Here is a 13024-nt window from a genome sequence, read left to right as displayed (position 1 = left end):
TCGATCGGGCCGGTGCTCGATCGGGCCGGTGCTCGCCCAGGCCGGTGCTCGCCCAGGCCGGTCGTGCCGGCGGCGTCGCCCTGACCGGGCCGACGGCGCCGGCCTGGCGGCGGACCCCAGGGCAGCGACGGCGGGGCGTCTGCCGGGCGCAGAATCGCTGGACGTGCCGGTGCCGGTCGCGCAGGCTCGGGCGATGCATGAACGCGTCGCCGTCCTCTCCGACATCCACGGTGTGCTGCCGGCGCTGGAGGCCGTCCTGGCCGAGCCGGACGTGGCCGCCGCCGACCTGATCGTGCTCACCGGTGACCTGGCCGCCGGCCCACAGCCGGTCGAGGTGCTGGACCGGCTCACCGCGCTCGGCGACCGGGCCCGCTGGGTGGGCGGGAACGCCGACCGGGAGCTGGTCGAGGCGCGGGCCGGGAAACCGTCGGAGATCGAGGTCTCCAACTGGGCCGCCGGGCAGCTCCGCGCCGACCAGGTGGCCCGGCTGGCTGCGCTGCCGCCGCACCTCACGCTGCCGGTGGCAGGTCTCGGCGAGGTGCTGTTCTGCCACGCGACGCCCCGCGACGACGAGGAGGTCGTGCTCGTCGACTCGCGGCCGGAGCGCTGGGCCGAGGTCTTCGCCGGCCTGTCCGCCGAGGTCGGGACCGTGGTGTGCGGGCACACCCACATGCCGTTCGCCCGGTTGGTCGACCGCCGCCTGGTGGTCAACCCGGGCAGCACGGGCATGCCGTACGGGGGCGCGGGCGCCTGGTGGGCGCTGCTCGGCCCCGGTGTGCAGTTGCGCCGCACCCGGTACGACGTGGACGCCGCCGCCGACCAGGTGATCGCCGGGTCCGGCTTCCCCGAGGCGGCGGCGTGGGTCGACGAGTATCTGCGCGGGCGTTACTCCGACCTGGACGCGCTCGCCGTCTTCGGGCCCCGGGACGGTCGCCGACCGTCCATCCTGGACGGGCCACCCCGATCCGCGACTCTGCGATAGCGTGGCGTGATGGGCCGGCGATACCGGATACTCCTCGTCTCCAGCAGCGGCGGAGTCCTGCTCGACCTGCTCGCCCTGCGCCCGTGGTGGGAGCGGCACGACCCGGTCTGGGTGGCGGTCCGCGCCCCCGACACCGAGGTGGCGCTGGCCGGGCAGCGGGTGCACTGGCGGCCCGAGCTGTCGACCCGCACCCGGCTGCGGGTGCTGCCGGCGACCTGGTGGGCCCTGCGGCTGCTGCGTCGGGAGCGACCCGACGTGGTGGTCTCGGCCGGCACCGGGGTGGCCGTCGGCGTCTTCCTCGCCGCCCGTCTGCTCCGGGTGCCCTCGCTCTGGCTGGAGACGTTCAACATGACCGGGCCGGCCGGCGCCGCCGCCCGGCTCTGCTCCCGGCTCGCCGCCGCCGTGCTGGTGCAGCGTCCCGCGCTGCTGGCGTCCCGCCCCCGCGCGGTGCTCGTCGGGGAACTCTACTGACCATGGCCCGCGTCCTGGTCACCGTCGGCATGGGCCCCTGGCCGTTCGACCGCCTGGTCGACGCCGTCACGCCGCTCTGCGCCGCGCACGAGGTGTTCGTCCAGACCGGCACCTCGACCGTGACCCCGCCGTGCCCGCACGCCCCGTTCCTGCCCCTGGACGACCTGCGGGAGCGGCTGGCCACCGCCGACGTGGTGGTCACCCACGCGGGGAACACCGTCCGGCTGGTGCAGCGACTCGGTCGGGTGCCGGTGGCGGTGGCCCGGGAGGCGGCACGGGGCGAGATGGGCAACGACCATCAGGTCGCCTACCTGCGCGAGGAGGAACGCTCGGGGCGGGTGGTCGCGGTGTGGAAGGTGGCTGACCTGCCGGCCGTGGTGACCGCGCACCCCGAACGGCAGCGGCGGTTGCTGGCCGAGCGCCCGCTGCCCGGCGCGGTCGACGGCGAACGGCTCGCCGAGACGCTGGACGCGCTCTGCGCCCGGCTGGTCCGATGAGCCGGGCCGACGAGCGCCCAACCGGGCCGATGAGCCGGGCCGACGAGCGCCCAACCGGGCCGATGAGCCGGGCCGACGAGCGCCCAACCGGGCAGACGAGCGGGGCCGACGAGGCGTCGCGCCGGCCGGGCGCGTCGCCGTTCGCCGCGCATCCGCTACGCCGGTACGCGTTCGCCTGGGCGGCGCTGGCCGGTCGCACCGGCCGGCACCTGGACCTGGGCTGCGGTCCCGGTGACTTCCTCGGCGTGCTGCACGAGCACGGCACCGTGACCTGCGAGGGTGCCGACCCCCACCCGGGCTACCTGGCCGGGCTCGCCGAGCGCCACCCGAGCCTGCCGCTGCACCGGCTCCGGGTTGGTGGGCCGCTGCCGTTCGCCGACGGCCGCTTCGACTCGGTCAGCCTGCTCGACGTGCTGGAGCACGTGCCCGACGAGGCCGCGCTGCTCGCCGAGGCGCACCGGGTGCTCGCCCCCGGCGGGCTGCTGGTGCTGACCGTGCCGCGCCGGCACGTCTTCAGCTTCCTCGACCCCGACAACGCCAAGTTCGACTTCCCCCGGCTGCACCGCCTGGTCTACTCGTGGCGGTTCGGACCGCAGGTCTGGCACGACCGGTTCGCCGACCTCTCCGACGACCTGCGCGGCGACATGTCGGTCGGCCGGGACCGGCACACCAACTACCGCACCGCCGACCTGCTCCGCCTGCTGGCCGCCGCCGGCTTCGCACCGACCACGGTGACGGGCGCCAACCTGTTCTGGCGGTGGTTGCAGATCCCGGCGCTGCTCACCGGCGGGCCGGTACGCCGCCTGCTGGAGCGCGGCATCCACCTCGACGGCCGGCTGTTCCGCTCGGCCAACCTCTTCGTCGTCGCCCGGCGACGCCCGTGAGCACCGCCGACACCGCCCGGAGCCGCGCCCGTGAGCACCGCCGACACCGCCCGGAGTCGCCCGTGAGCAACGCCGACACCGCCCGGAGGCGGCCATGAGCGTGGCGGACACCGCCCGGCTGGCGTGGTTCTTCGGCCGGCTCGCGGTCAAGGAGCGGGTCGCGCCCCGGCTGCACGTACGGCCGCTGGTCGCCGAGCTGTTCCTCACCGACAACTGCAACCTGCGCTGCACGAGCTGCGGTTGTTGGACCACCAACACCAAGGGTGAACTGTCCACCGAGGAGTGGCGGGACGTGCTGCGCCAACTCGTCGCGCTGCGCATCCACAAGGTGAACTTCACCGGCGGTGAGCCGTTGATCCGGCCGGACGCGCTGGCCCTGATGGCGTACGCCCGCGAGGTGGGCGTACGCCACCTGCACCTGAACACCAACGGGATCCGGCTCACCCCGCCCGTGCTGACCGAGGTGCTCGCCGCCGGCGTACGCAGCTTCAACGTCTCCGTCGACGGCCCGACGGCGTTGGTGCACGACCGGATCCGGGGCCGGCTCGGCGCGTTCGAGACGACGACCCGGCACCTGCGGCACCTGATCGCGGAGCGCGACCGGCTCGGCCTGAAGGTGCGGATGAACTTCACCGTGATGCGGGACAACGTGGACAGCCTGCCCGGCATCGCGGCACTGGCCCAGGAGCTGGGTGTGGCGCTCTATCTCAACCTGGTCACCGACCGGACGTTCCTGTTCCGCACCGAGGCGGTCACCGGGCAGACGGACGTGGCCGGCGACCGGCTCGACGCGGCGCTCGCCGAGCTGGAGGCGATGGCCCGGGCCGACCGGCGCTGGCTGCCGCGTTACTCGGAGCTGCGCTATCTGCGCGGGCACTTCGACGACCTGGTGCAGCGTGACCTGCCGTGTGCCGAGTCGCAGCTCAAGCTGATGGTGCACTCCCGGGGCGAGGTCGGCGGCTGCTGGGCGCACGACCCGACCGCCTCGGTCCGGCAGCGTCCGATCGCCGAGATCGTCGACGCCCCGGAATACCGCGCCGAGCACGCCCGGCTGTTCCGCAAGGAGTGCGTCGGCTGCGGCAGCAACTACAGCCTCAACCTGCGCTGGCGGCCGGGCACCTATCTGGCCGACCGGCAGTGGCGGCGCGGGCGGCGCAGCCTTGTCTGAGCCGATGCGCCCGAGCCAGCCGCTGTACGACGCGCTGGCCCCCGGCTACGAGGAGCACTTCGCGGTGCCGCACCGGCGCGCGTACGACGACCTGGCGTGGGAGCGGGTGCGGGCGCTGCTGCCGCCGGACGGCCCGGTGGTGGACGCCGGTTGCGGGGTGGGTCGGTGGGCCCGGCGGCTGCTCGACCTGGGCCATCCGGTGACCGGCGTCGAGCAGGCGCCGGGGATGGTCGCCGAGCTGCGCCGCCGTCCGCCCGGGCCCGGCTTCACGCTGGTCGAGGGCTCGATGACGGAGGTGACGCTGCCCGCGACGGCCGGCGCGGTGCTGGCGATGGGCTCCCTGCAATACACCGCCGACCCGGAGGGGGCGGTCCGGCGCCTGGCCGGTTGGTTGCGCCCGGGTGGGGTGCTGGCCGTGCTGGTCGACTCGCTGGTGGGCCTGGTGCTGGAGCTGGTCGGCGTCGGCCGGGGCGAGGAGGCGGTGGACCGGTTGGCCCGGCGCCGGGGCGTCTGGCGTTCCGACGGGCACGCCGCCGACCTGCATCTGCTGGACCGCGCCCGGCTGGAGGCCGCGTTCGCCGCCGCCGGCCTGGTCGAGGTGCGCAGCGCCGGGCTGTTGGTCAGCGCCGGGCCGCTGGGCCGGGCGGGGTTGGCCGAGCGGCTCGCCACCGATCCGGACGCGCTGCTCGCGCTGGAGCGCCGGCTGGGCGATGATCCGGTCCTCGCCGACGCCGGCAAGCAGCTGCTGGTGACCGGCCGCCGCGCCCCGGCCTGACCGCTCGGGCCGCCGCCCGGAGCGGCGAGGTTCAGCCCAGGCAGCGGCGCAGCGCGGCGACGACCCGTTCCGCCTGTTCCACGGTGAGTTCCGACGACATCGGCAGGGCCAGCGCCTCGGCGTCCAGCCGTTCGGTCACCGGGAGTCGTTCACCGCCGCCGAGCGGGCCGCGGTGGATAGCCGCGAAGTAGGGCTTGGTCTGCACGCCGAGGGCGGCCAGTTCCGCCGCCACCCGGTCGCGTTCGGCGAGCCGGGCCACCCAGTGCACCCAGCAGTGCCGGTCCCCGGCACGGACCCGCTGGAACCGCATCGGCAGGGTGCGGGCGGCGTCCGCGTACACCTCGGCCACCTCGGCCCGGCGGCGGACCAGCGCGTCCAGCTCGGCGAGCTGGTCGACCGCGACCACGGCGTGCAGCTCGTTCATCAGCTCGGAGCGGGTCCAGCCGGCCGGTGCGGCGAGCACCGCCTCGGCGGCGCCGGCGGGCAGCACCAGGGCGCCGCCGGCACCACCGGCCGAGACCACCTTGGCGAAGCTCATCGAGTACGAGTGGGCCAGCGCCTGCTGCGCCACCGGGCGCCCCTGGTGCAGGCTGCCGAGGGCGGCGGCGGAGTCGGCCAGCAGCGGCACCCCGGCGGGGTCGCAGACGGCCCGCAGGGCCGGGTAGTCGCACGGGTTGCCGAAGGTGTCGACGCAGAGCACCACCCGTACCCCACCCCGCTCGACCGCGGCGGCGACCGTCGCCGGGTCCAGCGTCCAGGTCGCGTCGTCCACGTCGACGAAGCGCAACGCGTACCCGAGCTGGACCAGGATCTCCGCGGTCGCGGGGAACGTGTACGACGGCAGCACGGCCACGTCGCCGGGGTGGGCCGGGCCGACGGTGGCGGCCACCATGATCCGCAGTGCGGCGGTGCCGGACGTGGTGACCAGCACCCGGTGGTCGTCGTCGAGTTCCAGCTCCTTGCCCAACCGTTCGGTCAGCTCCCGCGTCCACCGGTTGCCGTGCTTGACCTCGCCGCTGGTGAGGGCCTCCTGCTGGCGGGCGGCCACCAGCTCGGGGTGGGCGGGCGGTGGCGGCACGACGACGGGCAGCGGCGGCCGGAACAGCGGCGTCCGGTCGTGGTCCATCTCGGCGACCAGCGCCGGCAGGTGAGGGCGGAGCGGGCCGATCGGGTGGCCGGCGGCGGTCAGCTTGTCGGTGACCACCAGGCCGGAGCTGTCCGGCGTCCGGCGCGGCACGGTCCGCAGCGGCGCCGACGAGCCGCACAGGTCCCGGATCCAGGTGGCGAGGTCGGTCAGCGGCACCGGTTCCCCGCCGACGTTCCAGACGCCGGGGCCGATGCCGTCGAGCAGCATCCGGGCGAGGGCGGCAGCGGGCAGGAAACTGCGGACGGCGTCCGCGGTGACCGGCAGCGGCAACCCCTGCCGGGCCCGGCGGATCAGCCGGGTGGCGACCCGGTGCTGCCCCGCGCCGACCACGTTCGCGAGCCGGAGCACGGTGAGCCGGTCGCTGTCGACCGCGTCGGCGACGAGCCGTTCCTGGGCGAGCTTCGCCATCGCGTACGTCCAGCGGCCGGTGGGGTCGGCGTCGGCCATGGCGCGGGCCAGCGGGGCGGCCCGCCAGGGCGGGCAGGGGCTCCGGGCCAGGTCGCGGGCGAGCGCGCACCAGTCGTCGATCTCCTCGACGGTCCACGGCAGCTCGGGTGGGGTGTCCTCGGTCAGCGGACCGGCCGCCGCGCCGTAGACCTCGACGGAGGAGGTGAGCACCACCTGGCGGCCGGTGAGCCGGGGCAGCAGCCGGGTGGTGCTGACGGCGTTGTCGAGCGGCAGCGTCCAGGGCCGGCGGGGGCGCGGCTCGCTCGCGCCGAGCAGCACCACGACGGTACCGGGCGGCAGCTCGGGCGGGTCGTCGGCGAGCAGGTCCGCCCGGATCCAGTCGAGCCCGGCGGCGGTGTTCGTCCCGGCCGGTGGATGACGGTCCACGGTGGTGACCCGCGCGCCTGCGGCCAGCAGTGCATCGGCGGTCGCGGTGCCCAGGAAACCGGAACCGCCGACCAGCACGAATTCGTCCATGTCGTGCCCTCCCCGTGAGCGGAGCACAGTATCGCGCGGAATCCGACCGCCGAAGGTGTCGGATGTCGGCCGCAGAAAAAGTCAGTCTTGACTGTTTGTTTCCGGGGCGGGACGCTGTCCCCGTGCCCACCGCACCGACCCGCGTCCCGCAGCAGGAACGCAGCCGCGCCACCCAGGCCCGGCTGCTGGAGGCGACCGTCGAGTGCCTGGTGGAGCACGGCTGGTCCGGCACCACGACCACCGTGGTGGCCGCCCGGGCCGGCGTCTCCCGCGGCGCGCAGCTGCACCACTACCCCACCAAGGCCGCCCTGGTCACCGCTGCCGTCGCCCACCTCGCCGAACGCCGGGCGGTGGAGCTGCGCACCGAGGCGGACGCGCTGCCCGCCGGCCCGCGCCGGCTGGACCGGGTGATCGACCTGCTCGCCGCGGCCTTCACCGGGCCGCTCTTCGTCGCCGCCCTCGAACTCTGGGTCGCCGCCCGCACCGACGCCGAGCTGCGCGACGCGCTCGTGCCGCTGGAGGCCACCGTGGGCCGGGAGATGCACCGCCTCACCGTCGAGCTGCTCGGCGTCGACGAACGCCGTCCCGGCGTCCGTGAGGCGGTGCAGGCCACCCTCGACCTGCTGCGCGGGCTGGGCGTGGCCAACCTGCTCAACGACGACTCGACCCGCCGCACCGCCCTGCTGCACACCTGGAAACGCCAGCTCGCCACCCTGCTCACGCCCGACGCCACCACCGGCCCGCGCGGCGCCCGCCCCGCCGAACCGGGGCCGGCCGACGCCGGCCCGCCCACCGCCGGCCCGTCCGGCGACGAAGCGGCCGTGACCCGAAGCCCCTGACCGGCACAACTCGCCCGGAGGCACCATGGTCGACCTGACCGCCCTGCTCGCGGACCTGACCGCCGAGTCCGAGCAGCTCGACGCGCTCGTCGCGGGGCTGCCGGCGGACGGATGGGAACGCCCGACACCCGCACCGGGCTGGACCGTCTCGCACCAGATCGCGCACCTGGCCTGGACCGACCACGTGGCCCACCTGGCCGCCACCGACGAGTCGGCGTTCTTCGCCTCGGTCACCGCCGCGCCGGACCCGTCCCGCCTGGTCGAGGACGGGGCGGAGTCCTTCCTCGCCCCGCCGCCCGCGCTGCTGGCCCGCTGGCGGGACGGCCGGGCCGCGCTCGCGGCGGCCCTCGCCGCCACCCCGGCCGGCGAGAAGCTGCCCTGGTACGGGACCCGAATGTCGCCCACCTCGATGGCCACCGCCCGGATCATGGAGACCTGGGCGCACGGCGAGGACGTCGCCGACGCGCTCGGCGTCACCCGCGCCCCGACCGCCCGGCTTCGGCACATCGCCCACCTCGGCTTCCGTACCCTCGGCCACGGTTTCACCGCCCACGGCCGCGCGGTGCCGGCGGACCCGGTCCGGGTCGAGCTGACCGCGCCCACCGGCGCCGAGGTCTGGACGTTCGGGCCGGCGACCGCGACCGACCGGGTCACCGGCCCGGCGCTCGACTTCTGCCTGCTGGTCACGCAGCGCCGGCATCGCGCCGACCTGGCCCTGGTCGCCGCCGGCCCGGTCGCCGACGAGTGGCTGGACGTGGCCCAGGCGTTCGCCGGTCCGCCCGGCGGCAAGCGGGAGCCGGCGAGCGAGGTGCGTCCATGAGCACGGGCGTGCTCCGGGTCGGCAACGCGTCCGGCTTCTACGGCGACCGCTTCGCCGCCTGGCGGGAGATGCTCGACGGCGGCGAGCTGGACGTGTTGACCGGCGACTACCTGGCCGAGCTGACCATGCTCATCCTCGGTCGCGACCGGATGCGCGACCCCTCGCTCGGCTACGCCAAGACGTTCCTGCGGCAACTGGAGGACGTGCTCGGCACCGCGCTGGAGCGCGGGGTCACGCTGGTCACGAACGCCGGCGGCCTCAACCCGGCCGGCCTGGCCGACGCGGTCCGGTCGCTCGCCGCGCGGCTCGGCCTCGACGTGCGCGTCGGGTACGTCGAGGGCGACGCGCTCCAGCGACCGGACGCGCTGACCGCGAACGCGTACCTGGGCGCGTTCGGGATCGCGGCCTGTCTGGACGCCGGCGCCGACGTGGTGGTCACCGGCCGGGTCACCGACGCGTCGCTGACGGTCGGGCCGGCGATCGCCCGGTTCGGCTGGACCCGCGACGACCTCGACGCGCTGGCCGGGGCGACCGTGGCCGGGCACCTCGTCGAGTGCGGGGCACAGGTCACCGGCGGGAACTTCAGCTTCTTCACCGAGTTGCCGGACGGCGGTCACCGCCCCGGCTTCCCGATCGCCGAACTGCACCCGGACGGGTCGTCGGTGCTGACCAAGCACCCGGGCACCGGTGGCGCGGTCACCGTCGAGACGGTCACCGCCCAGCTCCTGTACGAGGTGGGCGGGCCGGACTACCTCGGCCCGGACGTGGTGACCCGGCTGGACACGGTCCGGCTGGAGCAGGCGGGCCCGGACCGGGTACGGGTCTCCGGGGTGCGTGGCACACCTCCACCGGACACGCTCAAGGTGGGCGTCAACAACCTGGGCGGTTTCCGCAACTCGATGACGTTCGTGCTGTGCGGGCTGGACATCCCGGCCAAGGCGGCCCTGGTGCGGGGCCAGGTGGAGGAGGCGGTCGGCAAGGAGGGGCTGGAGTTCACCCTGGCCCGCACCGACCATCCGGACGCCGCCGACACCGAGGCGGCGAGCGCCCTGCTGCACGTACACCTGCGTGACGGCGACAAGGCGCGGGCCGGGCGGGCGTTCTCGGCGGCCGCGGTGGAGCTGGCGCTCGCCTCCTACCCGGGCTGCACGTTGACCACCCTGCCCGGCGACGCCACGCCGTACGGCGTGTTCACCGCCGACACCGTCGCGCAGGACGCGGTGGCGCACGTCGCGGTGCTTCCCTCCGGCGAGCGCGTGCCGATCCCGCCGCCCTCCGTGGTGGGTGGTTTGCCGGGGCCCCCTGTTATGCACCAGGCGTTAACAGGGGGCCCCTCCTTACATCCCACCCGGCGGGGGGCACTGGGTGAGGTGGTGGGGGCGCGGTCGGGCGACAAGGGCGGCGACGCCAACCTGGGCGTCTGGGCGCGCACCGACGCCACCTGGTCCTGGTTGCGCGGCTGGCTCACCGTGGAGCGGCTGGCGGACCTGTTGCCGGAGACGGCGACGCTGACCGTCGAGCGGCACGAGCTGCCGAACCTGCGCGCGGTCAACTTCGTCATCCGAGGCCTGCTGGGGCAGGGCGTGGCCGCGTCCACCCGGTTCGACCCGCAGGCCAAGGCGCTCGGCGAGCTGCTCCGCGCCCGGGTGGTCGACCTGCCGGCGGAGGTGTCGGAGTGACAATCGTGGACACCCCGGAGCGTCGCCAACTACGCGAGCTGACCCGCGCCTTCGTCACCCGGGAGGTCCTGCCGCACCTGGCGGACTGGGAGCGGGCCGGCGAGGTGCCCCGGTCGCTGCACGAGACCGCCGCGAAGATCGGGCTGCTCGGCATCGGCTTCCCCGAGTCGGTCGGCGGCAGCGGCGGCGACCTGCTCGACTCGATCGTGGTCACCGAGGAGATCATCCGCTCGGGTGGCTCGTCCGGGCTGATCGCCGCGTTGTTCACGCACGGCATCGCGCTGCCGCACATCGTGGCAGCACAGGACGAGGCGCTCATCGACAGGTACGTCCGGCCGACGCTGGCCGGGACGATGATCGGCGCGCTGGCGATCACCGAGCCGGACGGCGGCTCGGACGTGGCGGGCATCCGCACGTGCGCGGTGCGCGACGGCGACCACTACGTGGTGAACGGGTCGAAGACCTACATCACCAGCGGCGTCCGGGCCGACTTCGTGACCACCGCGGTCTGCACCGACTTCCCCGGGTCGGGCTCGCTGAGCCTGCTGGTGATCGACAAGGGCTCGCCCGGGTTCACCGTGGGCCGGCGGCTGGAGAAGCTGGGCTGGCACTGCTCGGACACCGCCGAGCTGTCCTTCGCCGACGTCCGGGTGCCGGTGGCGAACCGGGTCGGCCCGGAGGACACCGCCTTCCTGGCCATCATGCAGCAGTTCGCCGCCGAGCGGCTCTCACTCGCCACCCAGGCGTACGCGACCGCGCAGCGCTGCGTCGACCTGGCGGTGCGGTGGTGCCGGGACCGGTCCACGTTCGGCCGTCCGCTCGCCACCCGGCAGCTCGTCCGGCACCGGCTCGCCGAGATGCACACCCGCGCCGAGGCGGCCCGCGCGTACGTGCACGAGGTGGCCGAGCGGGTGGCCGCGAAGCAGCCCGTGGTGACCGAGGTGGCGATGGCGAAGAACGTGGCGGTAGCCGCCTGCGACCACGTGGTCGACGCCGCGCTGCAACTGCACGGCGGTTTCGGCTACCTCCGCGACGCCGAGGTGGAACGGCACTACCGGGACGCCCGCATCCTCGGGATCGGCGGCGGCACCACCGAGATCATGAACGAGATCATCGCGAAGGGCATGGGCCTTTGAGCACACTCGACACGGCCATCGACACCGCCTCCCCCGCGTTCACGGCCAACCGGGAGGCGCTGCTGGAGCGCCTCGCCGAGCTGGACGCGGCGCTCGACCAGGCCCGCGCCGGCGGCGGGGAGAAGTACGTGACCCGGCACCACAAGCGCGGCAAGCTGCTTCCCCGGGAGCGGATCGAGCTGCTGCTCGACCCGGACAGCCCGTTCCTGGAGCTGTCGCCGGTGGCCGCGTACGGCACGGACTTCCCGGTGGGCGCCAGCACCGTGACCGGCATCGGCGTGGTCGAGGGCGTGGAGTGCCTGGTCGTGGCGAACGACCCGACGGTACGCGGCGGCGCGATCAACCCGTGGTCGCTGGCGAAGACCCGACGGGCGGGCGAGATCGCGCTGGCCAACCGGCTGCCGATGGTGAACCTGGTCGAGTCGGCCGGCGCCGACCTGCCCACCCAGGCGGAGATCTTCATTCCCGGCGGGCGGGTGTTCCGCGACCTGACCCGGCTCTCCGCGGCGAAGATCCCCACGGTCAGCGTGGTCTTCGGCAACGCCACCGCCGGCGGCGCGTACGTGCCGGGCATGTCCGACTTCACCATCATGATCCGGGACCGGTCGCAGGTCTACCTGGCCGGGCCGCCGCTGGTGAAGATGGCGACCGGCGAGGTGACCGACGACGAGTCGCTCGGTGGCGCGAAGATGCACGCCGGCACGTCCGGCCTGGCCGACTTCCTCGCCGAGGACGAGCGGGACGGCATCCGGCTGGCCCGGCAGTGCGTCCGCCGGCTCAACTGGCGCAAACACGGCCCGCCGCCGCGCAACCCGTCCCCGCGGCCACCCCGGTACGACCCGGAGGAGCTGCTCGGCATCGCCAGCGCCGACCTGAAGGTGCCGTTCGACCCGCGCGAGGTGCTGGCCCGGGTGCTCGACGACAGCGCGTTCGACGAGTTCAAGCCCGGCTACGGCACCGCGCTGGTGACCGGCTGGGGCGAGTTGCACGGCTGGCCGGTCGGCGTGCTGGCGAACGCCCGGGGCGTGTTGTTCAGCGAGGAGGCGCAGAAGGCCGCGCAGTTCATCCAGCTGGCCAACGCCGCCGACACCCCGCTGGTCTTCCTGCAGAACACCACCGGCTACATGGTCGGCACCGAGTACGAGCAGCGCGGCATCATCAAACACGGCGCCCTGATGATCAACGCGGTGTCGAACTCGACGGTCCCGCACCTGACCGTCAACCTGGGCGCCTCCTACGGCGCGGGCAACTACGGCATGTGCGGCCGGGCGTACGACCCGAGGTTCCTGTTCACCTGGCCGAACGCGAAGTCGGCGGTGATGGGCCCGGCCCAGCTGGCCGGTGTGCTGTCGATCGTGGCCCGGCAGGCCGCCGCGGCCCGGGGCCGGGACTACGACGAGGACACCGACACCGCCATGCGGATGATGGTCGAGCAGCAGATCGAGTCGCAGTCCGGGGCGCTGTTCCTCTCCGGCCGGCTCTACGACGACGGGGTGATCGACCCCCGCGACACCCGTACCGTCCTCGGGCTCTGCCTGTCGGCGATCCACAACGGACCGGTGAAGGGCGCCGACGGTTTCGGCGTCTTCCGGATGTGACCTGTGAGCGCGAGGAACGCAGCGAAGCGGAGTCCCGCAGTCGCGAACGAAAGGCAGGCAACCGTGAGCGCGAGGAACGCAGCGAAGCGGAGTCCCGCAGCCGC

At 74.6% G+C, this 13024-nt stretch carries 11 protein-coding genes and 1 pseudogene; 11 read left to right on the top strand and 1 reads right to left on the bottom strand.

Going from position 1 to position 13024, the window contains the following annotated elements:
- Window positions 1–193 precede the first annotated feature (193 nt).
- The 6 genes from O7598_RS00880 to O7598_RS00855 all read left to right on the top strand — a co-directional run bounded on the left by O7598_RS00880 (window position 194) and on the right by O7598_RS00855 (window position 4777).
- Window positions 194–982, top strand: a complete 789-nt coding sequence (locus O7598_RS00880; protein ID WP_269689567.1) for a metallophosphoesterase family protein — start codon at window positions 194–196, stop codon at window positions 980–982.
- 9 nt (window positions 983–991) lie between these two features.
- Entirely contained in the window at window positions 992–1453 is a 462-nt protein-coding gene (locus tag O7598_RS00875; protein WP_269689566.1) for a hypothetical protein, read from the top strand.
- A 2-nt stretch (window positions 1454–1455) separates the two neighbouring features.
- The gene (locus O7598_RS00870; protein ID WP_269689565.1) at window positions 1456–1950 is read left to right on the top strand and encodes a hypothetical protein; all 495 of its coding nucleotides are present in this window, start codon (window positions 1456–1458) and stop codon (window positions 1948–1950) included.
- Window positions 1947–2834 (top strand): class I SAM-dependent methyltransferase, encoded by an 888-nt coding sequence (locus O7598_RS00865; protein WP_269689564.1) that lies wholly within the window; start codon window positions 1947–1949, stop codon window positions 2832–2834. The genes O7598_RS00870 and O7598_RS00865 overlap by 4 nt, the downstream gene beginning before the upstream one ends.
- A 94-nt stretch (window positions 2835–2928) precedes the next feature.
- Window positions 2929–4002 (top strand): radical SAM protein, encoded by a 1074-nt coding sequence (locus O7598_RS00860; RefSeq protein ID WP_269689563.1) that lies wholly within the window; start codon window positions 2929–2931, stop codon window positions 4000–4002.
- A 4-nt stretch (window positions 4003–4006) separates the two neighbouring features.
- On the top strand, window positions 4007–4777 hold the full coding sequence (locus O7598_RS00855) for a class I SAM-dependent methyltransferase (RefSeq protein ID WP_269689562.1): 771 nt from the start codon (window positions 4007–4009) through the stop codon (window positions 4775–4777).
- 31 nt (window positions 4778–4808) lie between these two features.
- On the opposite strand, the gene O7598_RS00850 is transcribed toward O7598_RS00855, so the two are convergent.
- Window positions 4809–6848 carry an aminotransferase class I/II-fold pyridoxal phosphate-dependent enzyme gene (locus tag O7598_RS00850; RefSeq protein ID WP_269689561.1) on the bottom strand — a complete coding sequence of 680 codons (2040 nt, stop codon included), beginning with the start codon at window positions 6846–6848 and terminating at the stop codon, window positions 4809–4811.
- Window positions 6849–6970: 122 nt separating this feature from the next.
- On the opposite strand from O7598_RS00850, the pseudogene O7598_RS00845 reads away from it, so the two are divergent.
- The 5 genes and pseudogenes from O7598_RS00845 to O7598_RS00825 all read left to right on the top strand — a co-directional run.
- Window positions 6971–7573: pseudogene (locus O7598_RS00845) on the top strand (TetR/AcrR family transcriptional regulator); the annotation flags it as partial.
- A 139-nt stretch (window positions 7574–7712) separates the two neighbouring features.
- Window positions 7713–8507, top strand: a complete 795-nt coding sequence (locus tag O7598_RS00840) for a TIGR03084 family metal-binding protein (RefSeq protein ID WP_269689560.1) — start codon at window positions 7713–7715, stop codon at window positions 8505–8507.
- The gene (locus O7598_RS00835) at window positions 8504–10186 is read left to right on the top strand and encodes an acyclic terpene utilization AtuA family protein (RefSeq protein WP_269689559.1); all 1683 of its coding nucleotides are present in this window, start codon (window positions 8504–8506) and stop codon (window positions 10184–10186) included. Before O7598_RS00840 ends, O7598_RS00835 begins: the two co-directional genes overlap by 4 nt.
- Window positions 10183–11322, top strand: a complete 1140-nt coding sequence (locus O7598_RS00830; RefSeq protein WP_269689558.1) for an acyl-CoA dehydrogenase family protein — start codon at window positions 10183–10185, stop codon at window positions 11320–11322. Before O7598_RS00835 ends, O7598_RS00830 begins: the two co-directional genes overlap by 4 nt.
- Complete coding sequence (locus O7598_RS00825) at window positions 11319–12920, top strand: acyl-CoA carboxylase subunit beta (protein ID WP_269689557.1); 1602 nt, start codon at window positions 11319–11321, stop codon at window positions 12918–12920. The genes O7598_RS00830 and O7598_RS00825 overlap by 4 nt, the downstream gene beginning before the upstream one ends.
- Window positions 12921–13024 lie beyond the last annotated feature (104 nt).

The organism is Micromonospora sp. WMMC241 (assembly GCF_027460165.1).
Taxonomy (GTDB): domain Bacteria; phylum Actinomycetota; class Actinomycetes; order Mycobacteriales; family Micromonosporaceae; genus Micromonospora; species Micromonospora humi.
Note: the sequence above shows the minus strand (reverse complement) of the source record. Positions and strands in the feature narration are given on the sequence as shown.

What these genes read in the sequence shown, in the direction of transcription:
- O7598_RS00880 (WP_269689567.1), top strand. Translation starts at nt 194, where the DNA reads ATGCATGAACGCGTCGCCGTCCTCTCCGACATCCACGGTGTGCTGCCG.
- O7598_RS00875 (WP_269689566.1), top strand. Translation starts at nt 992, where the DNA reads ATGGGCCGGCGATACCGGATACTCCTCGTCTCCAGCAGCGGCGGAGTC.
- O7598_RS00870 (WP_269689565.1), top strand. Translation starts at nt 1,456, where the DNA reads ATGGCCCGCGTCCTGGTCACCGTCGGCATGGGCCCCTGGCCGTTCGAC.
- O7598_RS00865 (WP_269689564.1), top strand. Translation starts at nt 1,947, where the DNA reads ATGAGCCGGGCCGACGAGCGCCCAACCGGGCCGATGAGCCGGGCCGAC.
- O7598_RS00860 (WP_269689563.1), top strand. Translation starts at nt 2,929, where the DNA reads ATGAGCGTGGCGGACACCGCCCGGCTGGCGTGGTTCTTCGGCCGGCTC.
- O7598_RS00855 (WP_269689562.1), top strand. Translation starts at nt 4,007, where the DNA reads ATGCGCCCGAGCCAGCCGCTGTACGACGCGCTGGCCCCCGGCTACGAG.
- O7598_RS00850 (WP_269689561.1), bottom strand. Translation starts at nt 6,848, where the DNA reads ATGGACGAATTCGTGCTGGTCGGCGGTTCCGGTTTCCTGGGCACCGCG.
- O7598_RS00840 (WP_269689560.1), top strand. Translation starts at nt 7,713, where the DNA reads ATGGTCGACCTGACCGCCCTGCTCGCGGACCTGACCGCCGAGTCCGAG.
- O7598_RS00835 (WP_269689559.1), top strand. Translation starts at nt 8,504, where the DNA reads ATGAGCACGGGCGTGCTCCGGGTCGGCAACGCGTCCGGCTTCTACGGC.